16 protein-coding genes are annotated in these 19,337 nt (G+C 57.7%); 8 read left to right on the top strand and 8 right to left on the bottom strand.

The window, feature by feature from the left end; all coding sequences use genetic code 11:
• Nucleotides 1–313: 313 nt before the first annotated feature.
• The 8 genes from gmd to WC729_RS26245 all read left to right on the top strand — a co-directional run bounded on the left by gmd (nt 314) and on the right by WC729_RS26245 (nt 8,655).
• Nucleotides 314–1,387, top strand: a complete 1,074-nt coding sequence (gmd, locus tag WC729_RS26280; protein ID WP_372857476.1) for a GDP-mannose 4,6-dehydratase — start codon at nt 314–316, stop codon at nt 1,385–1,387.
• Nucleotides 1,387–2,322, top strand: a complete 936-nt coding sequence (locus WC729_RS26275; RefSeq protein WP_372857474.1) for a GDP-L-fucose synthase family protein — start codon at nt 1,387–1,389, stop codon at nt 2,320–2,322. Before gmd ends, WC729_RS26275 begins: the two co-directional genes overlap by 1 nt.
• A 1-nt stretch (nt 2,323) precedes the next feature.
• On the top strand, nt 2,324–3,556 hold the full coding sequence (locus tag WC729_RS26270) for a WcaI family glycosyltransferase (RefSeq protein WP_372857472.1): 1,233 nt from the start codon (nt 2,324–2,326) through the stop codon (nt 3,554–3,556).
• Between the two features lie 82 nt (nt 3,557–3,638).
• Nucleotides 3,639–4,364 (top strand): FkbM family methyltransferase, encoded by a 726-nt coding sequence (locus WC729_RS26265; RefSeq protein WP_372857469.1) that lies wholly within the window; start codon nt 3,639–3,641, stop codon nt 4,362–4,364.
• A 109-nt stretch (nt 4,365–4,473) separates the two neighbouring features.
• Nucleotides 4,474–5,478 carry an NAD-dependent epimerase/dehydratase family protein gene (locus WC729_RS26260; protein ID WP_372857467.1) on the top strand — a complete coding sequence of 335 codons (1,005 nt, stop codon included), beginning with the start codon at nt 4,474–4,476 and terminating at the stop codon, nt 5,476–5,478.
• A gap of 242 nt (nt 5,479–5,720) precedes the next feature.
• On the top strand, nt 5,721–6,476 hold the full coding sequence (locus tag WC729_RS26255; RefSeq protein WP_372857465.1) for a class I SAM-dependent methyltransferase: 756 nt from the start codon (nt 5,721–5,723) through the stop codon (nt 6,474–6,476).
• Between the two features lie 18 nt (nt 6,477–6,494).
• Nucleotides 6,495–7,472: an NAD-dependent epimerase/dehydratase family protein gene (locus tag WC729_RS26250; RefSeq protein WP_372857463.1), complete on the top strand. Its 978-nt coding sequence runs from the start codon at nt 6,495–6,497 to the stop codon at nt 7,470–7,472.
• A gap of 19 nt (nt 7,473–7,491) precedes the next feature.
• Nucleotides 7,492–8,655: a glycosyltransferase family 4 protein gene (locus WC729_RS26245; protein WP_372857461.1), complete on the top strand. Its 1,164-nt coding sequence runs from the start codon at nt 7,492–7,494 to the stop codon at nt 8,653–8,655.
• Nucleotides 8,656–8,773: 118 nt separating this feature from the next.
• Here the strand turns inward: WC729_RS26245 and WC729_RS26240 are convergent, their stop codons facing one another.
• The 8 genes from WC729_RS26240 to WC729_RS26205 all read right to left on the bottom strand — a co-directional run bounded on the left by WC729_RS26240 (nt 8,774) and on the right by WC729_RS26205 (nt 19,324).
• Nucleotides 8,774–10,207, bottom strand: coding sequence for a hypothetical protein (locus WC729_RS26240; protein ID WP_372857459.1), 1,434 nt, complete (start codon nt 10,205–10,207; stop codon nt 8,774–8,776).
• 201 nt (nt 10,208–10,408) lie between these two features.
• Nucleotides 10,409–11,428, bottom strand: a complete 1,020-nt coding sequence (locus tag WC729_RS26235) for a glycosyltransferase (RefSeq protein ID WP_372857457.1) — start codon at nt 11,426–11,428, stop codon at nt 10,409–10,411.
• A 15-nt stretch (nt 11,429–11,443) separates the two neighbouring features.
• Entirely contained in the window at nt 11,444–12,904 is a 1,461-nt protein-coding gene (locus WC729_RS26230) for a hypothetical protein (RefSeq protein ID WP_372857455.1), read from the bottom strand.
• Nucleotides 12,901–13,227: a serine O-acetyltransferase gene (locus tag WC729_RS26225; protein WP_372857833.1), complete on the bottom strand. Its 327-nt coding sequence runs from the start codon at nt 13,225–13,227 to the stop codon at nt 12,901–12,903. Before WC729_RS26225 ends, WC729_RS26230 begins: the two co-directional genes overlap by 4 nt.
• A gap of 381 nt (nt 13,228–13,608) precedes the next feature.
• The gene (locus WC729_RS26220) at nt 13,609–14,313 is read right to left on the bottom strand and encodes a class I SAM-dependent methyltransferase (RefSeq protein WP_372857453.1); all 705 of its coding nucleotides are present in this window, start codon (nt 14,311–14,313) and stop codon (nt 13,609–13,611) included.
• Nucleotides 14,314–14,603: 290 nt separating this feature from the next.
• The gene (locus WC729_RS26215) at nt 14,604–15,752 is read right to left on the bottom strand and encodes a hypothetical protein (protein WP_372857452.1); all 1,149 of its coding nucleotides are present in this window, start codon (nt 15,750–15,752) and stop codon (nt 14,604–14,606) included.
• A gap of 112 nt (nt 15,753–15,864) precedes the next feature.
• Nucleotides 15,865–17,067, bottom strand: coding sequence for a hypothetical protein (locus tag WC729_RS26210; protein ID WP_372857450.1), 1,203 nt, complete (start codon nt 17,065–17,067; stop codon nt 15,865–15,867).
• Between the two features lies 1 nt (nt 17,068).
• Complete coding sequence (locus tag WC729_RS26205) at nt 17,069–19,324, bottom strand: GumC family protein (RefSeq protein ID WP_372857831.1); 2,256 nt, start codon at nt 19,322–19,324, stop codon at nt 17,069–17,071.
• Nucleotides 19,325–19,337 lie beyond the last annotated feature (13 nt).

Here is a 19,337-nt window from a genome sequence, read left to right as displayed (position 1 = left end):
GCGATTCGGAGTATCCACGCATGGGTGTAGTCTCGTCAGATACTCCGAGGCCAGCCTCACGGCGTATCTTGGAAGGAGTCCAACGCATTTTTGCCTCGCCCCGACGCTAAACCGTGCCAATACCTTACAATAACTTCCGCGTTTTAGGTCCAGTCCGGCACATGTGGCAGATATGTTGCAGCGTGGGAGCGGCGGCGTGCCCCAATCGATTTCAATACCCGTTCGCAATGATGGGTTCGACATGTCGAGTTTTTTCTCTTTCGCACTCGCAGCAATTGATTAGGATCGGCGCGCGACATAGCGGGGATTCGGAATGGCTTCTGGCGACAGGAAGGTAGCGTTGGTTACGGGTATCACCGGGCAGGACGGTGCCTATCTCGCGGAGTTGCTCCTTGAGAAGGGGTATGAGGTGCACGGCTTGAAGCGACGGTCGTCGTCGTTCAACACTGGGCGGATCGAGCATATCTACCAGGATCCGCACACGCGGGACGCGCGCTTCCATCTCCATTATGGGGACCTGACCGACGCAACCAATCTTATCCGGGTGGTCCAGCAGGTTCAGCCGACGGAAATCTACAATCTGGCGGCGCAAAGCCATGTCCAAGTCAGTTTCGAAACGCCGGAATATACCGCCAATGCGGATGGTATCGGTACGCTCCGACTATTGGAAGCGATGCGTATCCTGGGCATGGAGAGGCGCTGCCGCTTCTATCAAGCCTCGACGTCCGAGTTGTACGGTCTCGTCCAGGAGGTCCCGCAGAAGGAAACTACGCCTTTCTACCCGCGGTCTCCCTATGCGGCTGCGAAGCTCTATTCCTACTGGATCGTGGTGAACTACCGCGAGGCCTATGGGATGCACGCGTCCAACGGCATCCTGTTCAACCACGAAAGCCCGCTACGCGGCGAGACCTTCGTGACGCGCAAGATCACTCGTGCGGCCGCAGCGATCAAGCTTGGGCGCCAGCAAAAACTCTGGCTCGGGAATATCGATGCCAAGCGCGACTGGGGTCACGCCCGGGAATATGTGCGCGGCATGTGGATGATGCTGCAACAGGACGAGCCCGATGACTATGTCCTCGCGACAGGCGAAACGACGACGGTTCGGACCTTCGTCGACTGGGCATTTCAGGATGTCGGGATATCCCTCGAATGGAAGGGCGAGGGCGTCGATGAGAAGGGTTATTGCAAGGACAGCGGCGCCTGCCTGGTCGAGATCGATCCACGTTATTTCCGGCCGACCGAGGTCGACCTACTGATCGGAGATCCTACAAAAGCCCGGACGAAACTCGGCTGGCACCATGAGACGTCGGTGCGCGACTTGGTCAGCGAAATGGTTCGTGACGATATGATCGTCATGCGAAATGCTCCGATCGAGAAAGGCGCCTGATGACATTCTCATTGGCGGGGCGGAGGGTCTATGTCGCCGGCCACCGCGGCATGGTCGGTTCCGCGATCGTGCGGCGGCTGGCCGGTGAGCAATGCGAGATCCTGACCGCGTCGCGCGTCGACCTCGACCTGCTCGACCAGGCGGCGGTTCGCGCCTGGTTCGAGCGCGAGCGGCCCGATGCGGTTTTCCTTGCCGCGGCAAAGGTTGGCGGCATTCTCGCCAATGACCGGTTTCCAGCGGATTTTCTCTATCAGAACATGATGATCGAGGCCAATGTCATTGAGGCCGCCCACAGGAGCGAGGTCGAAAAGCTCCTGTTTCTCGGGTCGAGTTGCATCTATCCGAAATTCGCGCCGCAGCCGATCCGGGAGGACGCGCTCCTGACCGGCCCACTCGAGCCGACCAACGAGTGGTATGCGATTGCCAAGATTGCCGGCATCAAGCTTGCCCAGGCCTATCGACGGCAGCACGGGCGGGACTTCATTTCAGCGATGCCGACCAACCTGTATGGTTCCGGCGACAATTTCGACCTGGAATCCAGTCATGTGCTTCCCGCGCTGATCCGCAAGGCACATGAGGCAAAAATTTCCGAGGCTGCGGGAATCGAGATTTGGGGCACCGGCACGCCGCGACGGGAATTCCTCCACGTCGACGACTGCGCGGACGCATGCGTCCATCTCATCAAAACCTATTCCGATCCGGAGCATGTCAATATCGGTTCGGGGGAGGATCTGAGCATCCTGGACCTCACGAAGCTCGTTTGTGAGGTTGTCGGCTTTGCCGGCGAGATCTCCCGGGACACGAGCAAGCCGGATGGAACGCCGCGCAAGCTGATGTCGGCCGACAAGATCCGGTCAATGGGCTGGGAGCCGAAGATCGGGCTACCCGAGGGTATCCGGAGCACCTACGCGTGGTTCCTGAAGAACTTCGCCTGACATGAAAATTCTCGTTCTCGGGTTGAACTACGCGCCGGAGGAGATCGGAATCTCCGTCTATACGGCCGGCCTGTGCGAGGGGCTGGTGAAGAGAGGGCATGAGGTCCGGGTGGTGGCGGCCCAGCCCTATTATCCGCAGTGGAAGGTGCATCCCGGGTTTGGCGGCGGCTGGAAGCGATCGTCCGAACGAGGCGTGGATGTAACGCGCTGTCCCATCTATGTCCCCGGTGTGCCGAGCGGGGCGAAGCGCCTGCTCCATCATGCCAGCTTCGCGCTCTCGTCGTTCCTGCCGACGATGGCGGCTGCGCGGGCGTTTCGTCCCGATCTGGTGATGACGATGGCCCCTTCGCTCGTCGGAGCACCGGTCGCCTGGCTGGCCGCGAAACTCGTTGGCGCGCGCAGCTGGCTCCATGTGCAGGATTTCGAAGTCGAGGCGGCGTTCGCGACAGGGTTGCTGGATTCCTCGACTGCCGTCGCGCGCTGGGCGCGGAAAGGCGAACACGGGACCATCGGTTTGTTCGATCGGGTCAGCAGCATCAGTCCCGAAATGTGCAGCAAACTGAGGGCGTTAGGGCTAGGCGACGATCGGGTGACGGAATTTCGCAACTGGGCGGATATCGAGGCGATCCGCCCGCTCGAGGCGGTTTCTTCCTATCGGACGGAATGGAACATCGCTACCCCGCACGTGGCGCTTTATTCGGGCAATATCGCGAACAAGCAAGGGATCGGCATCGTCGTGGAAGCGGCGCGGCGGTTGCGCCATCGGGCCGATCTGCGATTCGTCGTGTGCGGGGAGGGGCCCAATCGCATTAACATCGAGAAGGAGGCCAGCGGGCTCGGCAATATCGAGTTTCACGACCTTCAGCCCACCGAGCGGCTGGCGGATCTGATGGGCCTGGCGACGATCCATATGCTGCCTCAAAAAGCGGATGCCGCGGATCTGGTGCTGCCGTCCAAGCTCACCAACATGCTCGCCTCCGGGCGGCCGATCGTAGTGACCGCTGCGCCGGGCACGGGGCTGGCCCGCGAAACCGAGGGCTGCGGCGTCATCACCCCGCCTGAAGATGCCGCTGCCTTTGCCGCGGGGATCGAGCGGCTGATCGACGACCCAGCCTTTCATCGCGAGACCTCGCTTGCGGCACGCGATCGTGCCGAGCGGGTCTGGAATTCCACCTCGATCATCGACGGCTTCGAGCGCCAGGCAGCGGCGCTGATTGCCTCGGGGCGACGGTGATCATAGTGGCGGCGCGGGAAGGAGACGGGGCTCTTCGGCCCTCTGCTCCCGGGACTGGAAACCGGGTATTTCAGGAGACTGTATGACGATCGCGCCAAAACTCCTCAAAATGGCACAGCTGATGAAACGGCCGTTCTTCGCCTCGACGGTGCTCAGGCATCGGGTGGCGGCGACCGTGGAGCATCTCGAGGCGATCTCGTTCTGCGCACCTGCGACGCTGATCGATGTCGGGGCCAACAAGGGGCAGTTCTCCACTGCCGTTCGCGGCTTGCTGCCGGAGGCCGTCATCCACGCGTTCGAGCCCTTGCCCGTGGCCGCGGATCGTTTCGCGTCGGTATTCCGTGGCGACCCCCTCGTGCATCTGCATCGTTTCGCGATCGGGGCCGAGAATGGCACCAGCACTTTCTTCGTCGCCGATCGAGAGGATAGCTCCTCCCTGCTGAAACCCGGCAAGGGCCAGCAAGACGCATATGGGGTCAGCGCCAAGGAGCAGATCAAGGTCGAGGTGAGGCCACTGGGCAGCGTGATCGACCTTACGGCCCTGCCTTCGCCCGTGCTCCTCAAGATCGATGTTCAGGGAACGGAGCTGGACGTGCTGAAGGGCATCGAGAGCCTCGACCCGTTCGACTTCATCTATGTCGAATTGAGTTTTGTCGTGCTTTACGAGGGGCAGTGCCTGTTCGAGGAAGTGCGCGCGCACCTGGCGGGACGAGGCTTCAGCCTGAGGGGGGTGTTCAACCAGTCGGTGACATCCGCGTTCGGCCCAACCCAGGCCGATTGCCTGTTTGTGCGTGATGACGACCGGTGACAAACGATTCGGCCATTTCCGAAATGACGCGAGTCCCGCGCCACCCCGCGCTTGTCTTCGATGTTCGCATGCGCAACAAGACTGCGGACGGACGGGAGTCGACAGACTGATGGCGCTTCTGGTTACCGGTGCGGCGGGCTTCATCGCCTCGCACGTTTGCCGTCGCCTTATCGCGCGAGGCGAGCGCGTCGTCGGCGTAGACAGCTTGGATTCCTATTACCAAGTGAGTCTGAAGCATGACCGGCTGGCGGCGATCCGCGCCGAGGAGGGAGCGGGAGAACGCTTCGTCTTCCACCAGCTCGATTTCGCCGACCACGAGGCGCTCGACGCCGCGATCTCCGGGGAGGAAATCGACCGGATTGTTCATCTCGGGGCGCAAGCGGGCGTGCGCTACAGTCTCGAAAATCCGCGCGCCTATGTGCGTTCGAACCTTACTGGTCATGTAAACCTGCTGGAACTGGCGCGCGGGTCGAAGGCTAAGCATCTCGTTTATGCCTCCTCCTCCTCAGTCTATGGCCAGAACGCCTCTCTGCCGTTCAAGGTGGAGGACCGAGTTGATCATCCGGTATCGCTATACGCCGCCACGAAGCGAGCTGATGAGCTGATGAGCGAGACCTACTCGCATCTCTACCGTATTCCCCAGACCGGTCTTCGCTTCTTCACCGTCTACGGACCCTGGGGGAGGCCCGACATGGCGCCGTGGCTGTTCACTTCAGCGATCCTGGAAGGGCGCCCTATCAAGGTGTTCAACGACGGTAAGATGATGCGGGACTTTACCTTCATCGATGACATCGTCGCGGGCGTGTTGGCCGCGCTCGACAATCCGCCGGCCGACGACGGGGAGGAGAAGGCCGGTGGCAGCAAGGCGCCCCATCGGCTCTACAATATCGGCAACAACAAAGCCGAGAAGCTGGAAGATTTTATCACTGCCATCGAGCAAGCCTGTGGACGCAAGGCGATCCGCGACTATCAACCGATGCAACCCGGGGACGTCCCAGCCACTTATGCGGACATCTCCGCGATTCATGACGATCTCGGCTATGCGCCGACCACGCCGATTAGCGTTGGCATACCGCGGTGGGTGCAATGGTATCGCTCCTACACCGGCGCTTGAGCGTTGTCGGACGCTTGGCATGGTCGATACGGCGACCCATCACGACATCGGCGATCGATTCGAGGCCAGTAGTTCGATTCGGCAGTTCGTCCGCTCACCCAAGCAAGCGAAAGGATCGTAATGACGCCGAAACAAGCTGAGAATGTCGCGCGCTTCTACCCCCGAAGTCGGGGCTGGCGGCTTCACTTGGCCGAATTCTTCCCTTCGGTACGCGATCTGATTTTCCGTGTGAGGAGTGTCATATGACAGCGACGACCAAGCAGGCGCGCAACGTGAGCAGTGTCTATCCCGAGGTTGGCGCTGGCGGCTTTACGCGGACCGATGGAACCGTTGCGTTCTATACTCGCGTGAACGCCCTGTTGCGTCCAGACATGACCGTGCTCGATTTCGGGGCGGGTCGCGGCGCACAGCTCTATGATGAGGTTAGCCCATTCCGGAATGAGCTTTCCAAAATGCAAGGCAAGACGAAGCGGCTGGTCGGCGTCGACGTGGATCCCGCAGTTCTGGAGAATCCGTTTCTCGATGAGAAGCACGTGATCGATCCACGCGCGCCGCTGCCGTTCGAGGCCCGGAGCTTCGACCTGATTTATGCGGATTGGGTGCTCGAGCACGTAGACACGCCCGAGAATTTCGTGGGGGAGGCGTATCGCGTGCTGAAACCAGGAGGCTGGTTTTGCGCGCGTACCCCCAACCGCTGGGGCATGACCGGCCTCGGGGCAAACCTGATACCCAACCGGTTGCACAATAGTTTTTTGAATAAGCTTCAACCGGACCGGGAGGAGTGCGATATTTTTCCGACAACGTATAAGATGAATACACTGGGCAGGGTTAGAAAATACTTTAATCCATCGGAGTGGGATAACTTTAGCTACACTCACAACCCCGAGCCTCCCTATGTTCAACGCTTTAAACTGCTAATACACTTGGCCAATTTATTCTTTCGGCTGACGCCTTCCGGGATGGCGACGGACCTTCATGTTTTCGTTCGAAAGCGCTGATCAGGCGGGGGATTGAGTGTGACTGTGTGGAAAATTTTTGTAACCGGTGGTTCTGGCTTCATAGGGTCGGCGGTGGTCGCCGAGCTTGTCAATCGCGGTATAGAATTGGTAAATTTCGACTCCAAGCCTCCATTGAGGCCTGAGCATATCGATCTGTGGCGGCGTGGTGATTTGGCCGACGTTGCAGACATGGTTGTAGCGATGCGCGAGTTCGGTGCCAATGCGGTAATCCACTTGGCCGCGAGGGCGGACATTTCCTCGAAGAACTGGAGCGACTTCGCATCGATTCATAAAGGGACCGAGAATTTATTGGAAGCGATCGATGCCTATGGGGGCATTGAGCGAGTTGCGAATGTTTCGACGCAATTGGTGATCGGGCCCGGCTATGAGCCGCGGTCGCTGCTCGATTTTCGACCGTACACGATCTATGGCGAAGCCAAGGCCTATGCCGAAGCCGCGCTACTCCAGTGGGACTCGCCGGTCCATTGGTTCACGGTTCGACCGGCGAATATCTGGGGCCCCGACCATCCTTTTGGACGGGAGGCGATATGGAAATACATTAACTCGGGCGCTTACATGCACCCGACCGGCGCGCCCGTGTACCGGACCTATGGCTATGTCGATAACACCGCCGATCAGATTATTCAGCTTCTGATGACATCGCCTGAGCGGACCGGGCGTCGCGTATTCTACGTATCTGACCATGTTTTCGATAGCGGTAAGTGGGCCGAGGCTTTCTCGTTGGCTCTGATCGGACGACCGCCCCGGCGCGTCCCGGTCCTCCTGTTTAAGGCGCTGGGCAAGGGGGGGGATATTGCGCGGCGCGTAGGCTTGCCTTCGCCGATTGACTCCGGGCGTGTGCTCAGGCTGACCCAAAGCTACGGCGTACCGCTGGAGCCGACGCTGGACCTGACAGGGACCCCGCGAGTCTCCTTTGAAGAAGGTGTTGAACGAACCGTTGCCTGGCTCCGCTCAACCGGTGCGCCCTACAACTGAGGTAAGGGACGTGGGTAACATGAAGGTCCTTTTCGTCGCGGAGAATTTTCGACAGGGCTGGGGCGGCGGCCCAGAGTCCGTCCGATTGATGGCACGCCGTTTGGCGCGGTTTGGCGTCACTTCTGACGTTGTGGATTCGAGTCGAGTCCATCGCGCCGTGGAGAATCTTTCCGTCCTTCCAATGGATATTTCCGGATCGTCCGCTTTCTCGCTCGATACGGTTGAGGGCTATGACGCGCTTCTTCAGGTCGGGCCGTGGCAGAATCCGTTGCGGACGGGGGAGATCATTCGCAGGCGCTCCAAGTCGAAACCCTATTACTATCTTCCTCGAGGGGGGCTTTCGCGGATCGAGTTCGAGGGGCTGCGCAATCTGAAAAAATTTCCCTATTTTGCAGCAATTGAAGCCCATTTCCTGCGGGCGGCCGATGCAGTGATCTACTCATCGGAGGCCGAGCGTGGGACGATGACCCGGATGAACCTCGGTGGGGCCGCGGGTATAATCGTTCCCGATTATTTTGAAGCGCCGGCGGTACAAGGTGCTGAGAGATCTTGGTCGGATGGGTTCCGGCTTGGGTTTCTCGCGGAGATTGCGCCGCGCAAGGGGCTGTTACCGTTCATGCGCGCCTTCGCGCGTTGGGCGCCGCGGCAACCGAATCGCGGATCAATCCAACTGAGCATCGGCGGCGGTGTACGCGGGGGGGCAGAGCGTTACTTCGAGCGGGTAAGGGAGGTTTCGGCTGGTATCGAGAGCACTCAGGTCGGTTATCTCGGACCCGTCGGCCATGCGGATCGCGCCGCATTTTACGCGAATACAGACCTGTTCGTGGTGCCGAGCCTGTTCGAATCCTTCGGGCTGACGGTTTTGGAGGCAGCGAGCGCGGGTTGTGTTCTATTATGCTCTCCCAAGGTGGGAGCGCTCGAATATTTTCCGCCATCGTCGCAGGTGATCATATCCGACGATGCGGAGCCGACAGGCCTTGAGGAAGCCCTGGATCGGGCGGCATATCTGCTTGCCCGGCTAGCCGACCGGCAGAGGTCGATTGACGATGCGCATGGAGCGGTCGCGGCGATCAACGATCTGGCAGATCGTCGGTGGGCCGAACTCCTGCATTTCGAAATCGACCTAGCCACAGACTCGGCCGGCGCAGAGGCCCTTTCGCGACCGGCCCAAGGCGAAGCATGAGTAGTCGAGGATGTCGGCGTAGGATTGAAGATCCTGATCGACAACCTGTTCTGGCACATGAATTGCCAGATATTCTCCGCCGGGTGCAGTCTACCCTCACGGGGCTTGCTATTATATATTAATCCACAGGGTCTCCGGCAATCTCGGGTCGCTTCAAAACCGCGCGTCGTCGCGCAAGCGACTGACGGGCAACCGAGGCTGGATTGTACGGCGCTCCCTTAGGTTTCTGACGCAACTGCCGTGCGATGAAGGCGCAAGCAAGCAAAGGAAATCCAGTGTAAAAAACGAAGATATATAGCGATCCAGAGTCCGATGGAATCGTGCGAAGAACGAGCACGGCGCCAATGAAGGAAAACGCAAGGCGTGCCAATGTTCCGCGAGCTTTTGTAAACTGGGTATCGACAAGTCCGCAAACCCGCCCGAGAACATAGTAGCCAATTGTTACCCCAAGCAAGCCGAAATTGAGATATAGCTCGGCGCTGAGGCCCGGAACCACGTAGACCAATTCACGACTACCAGCGAGTTCCTGGCCCGAAAGCTCCATCGAGCTTCGCAGAGCTGTATTGGTTCCTGAAAATCCTAGGAGATTTAGCGGCCCCATTACTGCAGAAGTAATGCCACGCCAGAACGTCTCACCATAAAGCAGGCCGTGTTTGTTCACATAATCGACCGCAAAGCCACCTAACGAAAAGCGGCCCCATTCCCAATCCAACCAATTCGCGAGGTTAACGCCTGCCCCTCTCACAAGGCTGTCCGATCGGACTTGAGAGATAACCGCAACGTAGGCTAGCAAGCTGATTATTGCGAGGGGAAGGGCAAACCATTGTACGCGTTTAAGGCGTGGTAGCAGCGTTAGGACAAGCGGTAGTACCATCAACACCACGATGGATCGACCACCCGTCCAACTCAATGAGGCTGCAATCAGGACAACAGCTATTCCCACGACAGCTAAAGTCATCATTGGCCGCAGCGCTGCCCTTCTGCCTGCTATCAAAAGCGCACCTAGGCTAATGACCCAAACCAGCCAGTTCGCGATGAAGCTATATCGAGCCATGCCGCCGTCGAGCGAGATAACTCGCGTTGCGCCGGTTCTGCCGACGTAGCTCGACAGGATCGATATGGCATTCAACGCGGGCAATGCGATTAATGCGATCGCGATGCAAATGATCCAGATCTCGCCTGTGCTAAGCCATCGATTGTGGATATCAGGAGGGTGATGATGAGCTCTTGGAACCGCCTGCGTCCTTGGCGCCGCGCCCTGCACGCATGCCAAGCACAATGCCACCATACCCAGCGCGCAACTCGCGGTGACAATAAGGGCCGTGTTGGGAGGGCCAGTGAGTAGGTCGTAATAACCTCGAAATCCGGTCCCAATGCCGGTTAGGTGCACGATTCCAGATACCGCCTGCACCAAGACATAGTTGACGATAATCAAGACTTTAATGTTAGCGTAACCTCCATGAGTCTTGGCGATATGGCGACAACAAAGCAACCCACCGATGGCGGCGAGAAGCAGGATTAAGATACAAAGCGCTACCACTTGAGTAGTCATGGGCACTTTCTCCTATCGCCGCACCGGTGGAATACAATTGGCCACCTGGAGCAACCGCTGACACTCGACCAAATTAAACCACGCACGGGCTTTCGACTAGACCTGATCCGGAAGTGAGAGTGGAACTCAACAATCCGATCGCAAGCCAACAGGCCCGCAAAGACAGCGAGTTCTCCTTCATCATGCCTACAAATGGGCAAACTAACAACCAATCGCTGCATTTAGAATATTAGCCATGGTTGGCTCAGTCCAATTATTGTTTGCAATAGCCCGTCGCTGGCCAGCGGCCGCAATCGTATCGACGCGTTCAGGGTTTGAAAGTAGACCAAGGCATATCTCGGCACACTCCTCGGCGCTCGACCAAAAAACTGCTTCTTCTCCATCTGTATAAAGATCTAGATGCTCGTTGGTCCGTTCGGCGCACATTAGCCGCCCAAGTGACGGGATCTCCATCGATCGAGAAGTCGATACGTCACGATTGCCTTTCGAAAGCATCGCTATTGCTATCCGAGAGCTGAGGACCGCCCCAGAATATTCTTCTGGCGAGAGATATCCCTCCACTACTATGGGCCTGAGGGCATGGTAGTTGTTTGCCTTATGCCATCTATCTCCAATAATTTTCAACGGAACGCCTAGATCGAGCAACGTTCGCATAAACGCCCCCCGTTCAGGAAACCAGGTGCCGACAAAAGATACTGGCGAACAATATTTTTCCAGTTCGCCCGGCGTTGGCTCACGGGGGCGATGCAGGATCTCGTCGGCAAAAAAGTTCACGCGGAGGGTTGATCTAGCGCCTCTAGCGGGTGCTTCATCCGCAGTGGATTGCCTGGTAGTAACGAAGAGGTCATAACTCGATAGAGCCTTTCGTAATAGTCTCCAGCGTTGTCCATCTCTCTTCACAAATGGGTTGTCCCTACAAAAGAGAATAACTCTGGCGGACCTTGTACGAAGATACTCCACCGATGCTTGTGATATGAGCTCACCACTATCCACAAATGCCACATCGAAAAAACCAAGGCCATCAATATTTCTCTCGAGGAAATTTTGAATTAACGAATCGACCATAAGAACGCCAGTGTGCCACGCCCATAGCGCGAGGTACCTGTTAGATCTAACAACGTGATAAGGATTTACGACGATTACGTCGTGCCCCAACCGTTCCATGGCCAATTGCATTCGGCGCTGCTGACCGATGTCCAAGCCGACAAACAAAATGTTCATAAAAACAAGGCCCGGTTAATTTGTGTCATTCGTAAGTCCAGATTTTCTGACAATTTTCCCGAGAAGAAGTAATGCATTGGTTCGCAATGATAGTGTATTAAAAAAAAGTATCGGGATCCAAAAAAGAATAGTAGCCATCAATGCAAGGCTTGGTATCGAAAGCCACGGCGCGGCTTCTGGCATCATGTACCTGGAAAGCTGAGCTAGCCCGACGGATAGTGCCGCAGTGGCGAACAGTGACCATGGTATAATTAGGCTGGACAATATTCTTAAACATATTATGGCCGATATTATTCCACCTACAGCTGATAAGGCGAGTCCGTAAAAGAAAGTGGTATCGGAAATGCCAAAGGTCCGATGTGCTAAGAGACATATTCCGAGTAAAAGCATGATGAGCGCCGGCGAGACAGGAAGGAACTCAACGCGATGGTACACGATAAATACCGGGTCCATTGTATACTGCCGCGCCGACAACGCGGCGACGAGTATCAATACAAGGGGCGCCCACGTTATAAAGTTTTCTCGATAGGCAGTTGGAGCAAAATTCCCAGCAAGTGGTGAAAGAAGGGCAAGTATTACCGTGACCCATGAAACCATCAACACACCCGTTCCTATGAAATTGCGCGCGTATCGAACGCCATCTTCCTTCGGGACGCTATCGAATGTTCGGATCAGACTCTGGAGCGATAAGGTATTTAGCGATGTTCCAAGTGTACCGAAGGCACGCTGGCCGATATCAAGGGCCAAAAGGCTTCCGCCGGCAGCTGTCGGACCCAGAGCTGCGATAATGATAGCTCGGAGGGCCGCCGGAACGGCAAGTGACAAGTTTGCTCCCAATGCTGCAACAGAGCCGAATTTGAATAAAGAGAGGACGCGTGAACGATCGAGGCGAATTTCGGTGAGTATACCGCTAGGTCTGTCTCCAAACACCAGCATCGAGAGGGGGTAGGAGGAGCAAAGTCCCAGGATTGCCCATATTGCCGACCGAGAGATCGTTGCGAAGCCGATTACAAGGGCAAACATGAATATTGGTCGAGCAATGGCTGCAACCGAAAGTCGAAGGTTGTCGAAATGCGCTCGAGCCCAAGCCGATCGACCTTCAAATACCCCTTGCAAGGCCGCGCAAAGGCAAGTCAATCCAGCTACTAATAGAGGATTGAAAAGAAGCGATCCCAATAAAAAAATAATTGCACAGGATATCAGCGCTGCAGTCGTAACTACATACAATCCCGTTAATTCGCTCCGTAGCGTTGATAGATCAGGCCGATCGCCGCCGATATGGCGAATAACTGAAATCCGAATCCATTCATATGCGATACTGGTTATTAGCTGAGAGGTGGCGGCAACAAGAGAAAAAGTGATGTATTGAACGGGTGAGAGTACGAACGGGAGCGCCAGTGCGGTGACTAATCCGATAAAGCTTGCTCCCAATACCGTAAGCGCTAGGATATAGGAGCTTCTTGGAATGGCGGTCATTGGATGTCCCCAGCCTTGAGGCTCGGAGTTTTCGCTGATACAGCGGGCGAGCCCATGACGGTGGTTGCTGCTGGGACATCGCGTGCGACGAAGGAGTTAGCGCCGATGCGCGCCCTTTGCCCTATTGCTGCATTTCCAACTACTACGCTGCCCGGATAAATGATTACCTCATCGCCGACTGTCGGGTACAATCGAGATTGAGCGTCTCGAGTCCCGAGCGTGACGTTCTGATACACAGTGACATTCCTGCCGATGCGCACGCCTTCCCCAATTACGATTGCTGTTGGGTGTGGAAGTCCGAGTCCAGGTCCGATTTGTGCCATCGGGCTGATATAGCAGCCAGATCGTGCCACGTTGAAGCGCCAAACTAAAAGGCCTATGGCACGACCAGCGGCGCCGTGAAGATATGCTGCCGCGGATATTCTGTATAATATGACCGTGAGAAAGCCCGGATTAAATATGAGCGCCAGAACAAACCTTCCAGCCGAGCAAGGGGTATTGCCATTGGCCTTTAGGTCTTGACATATAGTAGTGCTTATCGTGCTCAGTTTAAGTTTATTTTCTCCCATATTGATTCCTATGTAGCGACTTTCGCAGCATCACAAGATACATGCCCCTGGAGAGTTCGGTGAACACGCAGAAAGACATTAACTTAGCAACAGCGTGCGTAGTTAACAAACGAGGCAAGTGAATTGGATCGGTGACTAAGAAAGCTGCGCAGTAACCTTGGCCGCTTCCCACACGCCTATGAAACGCGTTTTGCCTACCGCTGCATCGTCAATTTTCTGAATTGGCTTGCCTAAACGAAACGGGCTGCGCCGCAGGTTAAGGATTCGGAAATCGCCGGATTGAATGTCCGCATTGAACAGTGTCTCGCTGTCGCTGGTCAGCACGATGTGTGTGCAACCCGTAGCAAGCATGTTGCGTAACGCTGCGATGGCGTCCCTCAGGCTTAGGTGGAATAAAACCTCGCGGCACAAAACGACGTCGGCCTTCGGCAACGTGTCGCGCACCGCATCAGTGACGAGGAACCTACGCGAAGGTGAGCCATACGTTTTCTGGTTCTCCTCCATCAGATGGGGCACAATATCCACGCCGATATAATCGCATGGTAGATCGATCTGACTCATCCAGGTGAAATCGCCGCAGCCGACGTCGAGTAGCGATCTGGCGCCTAATGTACGCAGCAGGTCGGGGAAGGCAGCGCGCAGATCTTCGGTCGCCTCAAGTGACGAACCTTCGCCGGAAAGCGGCACGTCGTCCCGGCCATAACTCCATATGCCGTCTTTGTAGATCGCTTCGAACCGCTCACGGCGATCCCCGCCTGCAGCGTGTGCCGGAGGGCGGCGCAGGCCGGTGCGATGGAGAAAATGCCTGGCCGCTTCCTTCGCGGTTCGCTTCAAATCCATTTTCTGCTCCACTTATGGCCAACGATGCTCGTATCTGAAATCATATCGCACCTCAAGGAGTTCCAATTGTCAGTTCAAGCGGTCGTTCTGCCGGCTCGAGATCCAAATGCTAGCCCCACTCGCGATCTACCACCGCGCCCATTTCGCCGACGATGACGAACGTGCAGACCAGATCAGCCCGTCTAGGCCTTCAATGCCCTATCGATCTGTCACGATCATATCGCGGCAAATCTCAGCTCGAGCACTTGTCTTTCGAATCTGTTTGAAATTGAATACATGCATGGTGGGCTTCAGTCGAGTGGCGCGATGGCTATTCGGCCGCTTTGCGTCAAAGATCCGCACCGATAGATACCCTTTGGATCGGGCTTCTTGGCCCCGGGATCCGAATTCCATTGGAAATACATCATCCCTGTTAGCTTCCCTTCGGTCGCAGCTTGCGCGAACATCTGACGCAATTCTGATACTCGCCATACGCGATCAGTATCATTCAGGGGGCACGAAGAGACCGGATTTGCAAAACCCCATTCCGTGATCCAGCAGGGTTTTCCTTTGGTTGAATTCGCCGCTTGGCAGTTGGCTAACGTCACGTCCCAAAAGCGCTTCCGTCGTCGCTTCGTCGCCTCCACGTTCTCTTTCACCCCGTTGTTCGGATAAGTATGGATTCCATAGACGTCCACAAAGGAATCAAGCCCATGAGCGCGCAGAAAGCCAATTGTCGCCGAAAGGCTAACCTTGTCTATTTTTTGTGCGTTGAACGCCGTGTCGCCGTCGGCAAAATCCACAAGGCCAGCCAGGATGATCGGCGTGTTGCGATTCAACCGCGAATTGTCCCGAACGCCCTTGAGCGCGGCCAGCACTTTAATATACAGTTCTAAGCCTGCAGCAACTCGTCGAGCGCCTGGATTTGAGACTAGATCGGCACTATTGAAAACCCTGCCCTGTCCCGGCACTGCAAAATCAGGGTTGAAAACAGAAAAATTTATTTCGTTGCCCAATTCCAAACCGGCCAGAGCGACACCTGCTTTATCCAAGCCATCCAGCAACTCCTGAAAAAAGGCCCGTGATTGTGCGGGGTCGGCTGACGACAGCGGGTAACCCCCGATTATCGGCATGGAGGCATCGAGCTGATAGGCTCGCTTCGAAGCGCCCGGCCGATATCGCATCGGCAAAACCAACAGGAGCCTGATTCCCGACAGTTTGGCTCGCTTAGCAAGGCTAAGGACATCCATGTTGTCCGCAATATTGCACCGAAGCACTGTCACCCCAGCCGCTTTCAGTTGCGCCAGCATTGCGTCCTGCTGGGCAACCGAAGCCAGCGTCAAATTGGCAGCGTTGACGCCCACCACGACATCATGGGCTCCGGCTGCTGCTGGCAGCGCAGCCAAAAAAAACAACGCTGACAGGACCGTCACGATCCGGGCCTTCCATGTTCGGCTCACGCAGATAATCCTTTTCCTGCAACATGATGCGCGCGAATTTCCCCGTTCCGGTCGGCGTCGCTTGCGGTTCGACCGTGGGGGCGATGACGAACCGGTTCCGGTTGGTGACGATTCAAGGTTTTGACGCGATCCTCAGATCGCTAATAGAGGCTGCGCCGCTTCCGTTCGAACTGGGTTCAACCAGAATTTTAAGCAGCTGGATGGAGCATGCCGTCGCGGGGACGGATATACTGGACGCGTAGCGGCCACGCCCGATCGGGACGGACTCAAGCGGGGATCTGGCCGGTACGTCAGGGCAGCTGAATGAAACGGAAAAGGGGCCGCCGGCTGCGCGGTTTTCGGCGGATGCCGACCAGGAGAGGATATAGTGGCCAGGCGCCAGCGCGAGCCATTTTCGCGCGATAGGCTCCCGGACGGAACTGGTGGACCTAGCGAAAAGACCCTTGCCCGCGAGAGGCGCGGGGAGGGAATCCACATGTGCTTCGATGGCTCCGCTGGCCATCAGGGTCCATTCGAATGGCGAAGCCTCCCGGTTGGTGGGTACGTCCCGGAATCCTCCATCCATCAAGGCGCTAGTGGCACTTGCCGAGGGTACGCACAGCGAGCGCCACAGGGTGGCCGCCGCAGCATGCCTCTTGCCGTTCACGAGTAGACGAGCAGCCCCGGCAACAATCCCGCAATCCGCCGGCATCCCGGCCATTTTTGCGCGCTGCAAGCTTGCGACGCGGCCATTGACTGCCTGATCCGACGAGAGCGTCCCGGATTCCAGAATATACTGGTCGCGCCAGGGCGGATCCAGCGCGAGCCGCTTGGCCAGCGATGCCCGTCCCTCGTTCGAGCTTTCCAGAGCCTCCAACGCCGGCACAGCCGCCGCATTATTCTGTGTGCGACGCAGCGCGTCGACCCTCTGTGCCACCATGTCGAAATCGCCGACGGTCTGGGCGTAGTCGAGCCAGTAAAGCTGCGTGATCGGATCGCGCCACCCGAGCGCGCCGGCCACCAGGAAAGCCTGTAGAGCGGCGTCAGTCGCATGGCGACCGAGCCGCGCTGCACCCAGCAACGCGGCACTTTGTTGCTGCCCCGGGTCGCGCGCGACAGCGACCCTGGCAAGAGCTTCAGCCCGGGGAAAATCCGCCGCTTGCAGAGCTGCCAGGGAGTCCCGGCGCGCGGCCACCGCTCCCAGGCTCGGGCGACTGAGCAGCGCCGGAAAAGGCAAGCCCGCCTTGATGGAGCGGTCCGCCGCGCTCAGGACGCAGGCGGCCGCGGCCAGGAGTGCGAGCGGAATCGCAACCGCGGGGGAAAACCGGACCGTCACATCACGCTACCGTGATCTTTGCCTTGCCGTCGTGGTCGTCCGAAATGCCGTAATAGTAATAATCATAGCCATAATATTGATTGTTGCCCGCCTTGCGCGGATCGAACTTGGTAAGGACGCCGCCCAGGAGATGGCTGTGCGCGCTCTGCAGGCGACGAACGGCCGCCTTGGTTGCGCCGCGATGTCCGCGGCTCGATTCCACGACGAAAATGGTGCCTTCTACCAGGGCGGACAGAATTGGAGCATCCGCCAGGCCGAGTACCGGAGGACCATCGAGCACGACGACGTCGAACTCCTCCCCGAGTTTTTCCAGGAGCTCGCGCATGCTGGGGCTGCCGAGGAGTTCGGTCGGGCTCGGTGGAATGGGGCCCGAGGCGATGAACATCAAATTCGCAATCGAGGTAGCCTGGATCGCCTGATCGACCCTCGCCTGGCGGGTCAGCAGGCTCGACAGGCCAATACCGTTCCGTGTCCCGAGCACTCGATGGAGCGACGGTCGTCGGAGGTCGACGTCCACCAGCACGACCCGCTTGTCCAGCTTGGCCAGATCGGCGGCGATCGCAAAGCTCGTCGTCGACTTGCCCTCGCCCGATTGGCTGCTGGTGACCAACAGGTTGCGCGGCAGGCCCTCAATCGACGAATAAAGCAGCGACGTACGAAGCCCATGATATGCTTCGGAAATCGCGCTGCGCGGAGACTGGAGAAGCTCCAGCACATCCTCGCCCGCCTTCACCAGCGGAATGGCGCCCAGGACGGTCAAGCCCAGCTTCCGGTCGATGTCCTCGGGAACACGGACCGCATCGTCCATCTGCTCGCGGATAAAGACCAGTGCCGCCGCGGCTGCGAGGCCGGCAAGCAGGGAAAAAGCGAGATTGAGGAAGAGTTTCGGCGATGAGGGTTTGGACGGGGGGTCCGCCTGGTCGATGACCGAAACATTGTTGCTGGTGATGCCGGCCGCGGCGCTGACTTCCTTGAAGCGCTGGAGCAGACCGTCGTACAAGGTCCGGTTAGTATCCGCTTCTCGCGCCAGGATGTTGTAGCGGACGCTACGATCCTGTTCAGCGAGCGTGTCGCCCTTGAGCGCACGAACATCTGTGTCAAGCGACTGTTCCAGCTTCATCGCCACCTGATACTGATCCCGAATGGAGGATCGGATGTTCGTGGCGAGAGTGCGAATCTGCTGGGACAACTGCTCCACCTGCGCCTGGAGCTGTATGACCGTAGGATAGGTGTCCCGATGTCGCTCTCGTTCCTGGCTCAGTGCGGCACTCGCTTCAGCTTGCCGCTGCAAGAGCGTCTGGATCGCCGGGTTCGCCAGGACGTCCGTGATATTCATCAGCGGCGTCCCCGCCGCGCTGCGCCATTTCTGCTCGGCCGCCGTTCGGGCCGAACGGGCTTCGTTGGCGGCCTCGTTCAACTGGACCAGGCTCGCGGTCGTTATCGACCGGGGCCCGACCGAGGTTCCGTTCGCGCCGGGCTCGCTGGTTTTGATCAGGCCGGCGGAACGCGCATAATTGTTCAGGTCGCGCTCCGATATTTCGAGTCGGGTTTTGGCTTCGCCGAGCTGCTTCGAAAGGAAGTCGCGGGCGTAAGTGGAACTGTCGTATTTCCGCTGCAAATTGCTAGAGATAAATTCGGTCGCATAAGCATTCGCCACGAGCGCGGAAAATCTTTGGTCGGGGCTTTTGAAGGAGATCGAAACGACGCGGGATTCCCTGGGAAGAGATACACCCAGGTTGTCGGAAATAAGCGAAACAGTCGCGTCCTTGAGTTGTTGACGACGATCAAGACCAATTTTGGGTTCTGGCATTTTACTATGCATTGTCTCGAACAGCTTGGGGCTGCCAACCAGATTCAGCGACTGCGCAACACGTATCGTCATCGCCCGGCTTTTAAGGACATCGACCTGAGTCTGCAGGAAGCGATCGGCGTCCTGATAGGCGGCCGCGGGTTGCACGTCCTGCGAACTGAGGACGCGGTCCGCTTCCTGGTCAACCTGGACGCTTGCCGTCGCGACATATCGGGGCGTCATCAGTAACGTCGCAGTCAGCCCGGTTATCGCCGCCAACGAAATCACGCCACCGATCAGAAGCGCGTTCCGCCGCAGGATGGCGTAGATGACCCGGAAATCCAGCTTCGGGCCCTCGTCCGTTTCAGGCTCGAATGCATAGCCCTGATAGCGGTCGTCCGCGGCCAGGCTCCCGAATCGGCCTGAGTGCGCGGGCACAACAGCATGGCCGGTGTTTGCGGTATTCATATCCACCTCGGAA

The organism is Sphingomonas sp., assembly GCF_041661825.1.
In the GTDB taxonomy this organism is placed as follows: Bacteria; Pseudomonadota; Alphaproteobacteria; order Sphingomonadales; family Sphingomonadaceae; genus Sphingomonas.
This window is presented reverse-complemented; position numbering and strand designations above follow the sequence as displayed.

Excerpts from the sequence above, each read along its gene's own strand:
- WC729_RS26265 (WP_372857469.1), top strand. The coding sequence starts at position 3,639 with ATGACGATCGCGCCAAAACTCCTCAAAATGGCACAGCTGATGAAACGG.
- WC729_RS26260 (WP_372857467.1), top strand. The coding sequence starts at position 4,474 with ATGGCGCTTCTGGTTACCGGTGCGGCGGGCTTCATCGCCTCGCACGTT.
- WC729_RS26220 (WP_372857453.1), bottom strand. The coding sequence starts at position 14,313 with ATGGATTTGAAGCGAACCGCGAAGGAAGCGGCCAGGCATTTTCTCCAT.
- WC729_RS26240 (WP_372857459.1), bottom strand. The coding sequence starts at position 10,207 with ATGACTACTCAAGTGGTAGCGCTTTGTATCTTAATCCTGCTTCTCGCC.
- WC729_RS26255 (WP_372857465.1), top strand. The coding sequence starts at position 5,721 with ATGACAGCGACGACCAAGCAGGCGCGCAACGTGAGCAGTGTCTATCCC.
- WC729_RS26225 (WP_372857833.1), bottom strand. The coding sequence starts at position 13,227 with ATGGCACAAATCGGACCTGGACTCGGACTTCCACACCCAACAGCAATC.
- WC729_RS26205 (WP_372857831.1), bottom strand. The coding sequence starts at position 19,324 with ATGAATACCGCAAACACCGGCCATGCTGTTGTGCCCGCGCACTCAGGC.
- WC729_RS26275 (WP_372857474.1), top strand. The coding sequence starts at position 1,387 with ATGACATTCTCATTGGCGGGGCGGAGGGTCTATGTCGCCGGCCACCGC.
- WC729_RS26270 (WP_372857472.1), top strand. The coding sequence starts at position 2,324 with ATGAAAATTCTCGTTCTCGGGTTGAACTACGCGCCGGAGGAGATCGGA.
- gmd (WP_372857476.1), top strand. The coding sequence starts at position 314 with ATGGCTTCTGGCGACAGGAAGGTAGCGTTGGTTACGGGTATCACCGGG.
- WC729_RS26235 (WP_372857457.1), bottom strand. The coding sequence starts at position 11,428 with ATGAACATTTTGTTTGTCGGCTTGGACATCGGTCAGCAGCGCCGAATG.
- WC729_RS26245 (WP_372857461.1), top strand. The coding sequence starts at position 7,492 with ATGAAGGTCCTTTTCGTCGCGGAGAATTTTCGACAGGGCTGGGGCGGC.
- WC729_RS26230 (WP_372857455.1), bottom strand. The coding sequence starts at position 12,904 with ATGACCGCCATTCCAAGAAGCTCCTATATCCTAGCGCTTACGGTATTG.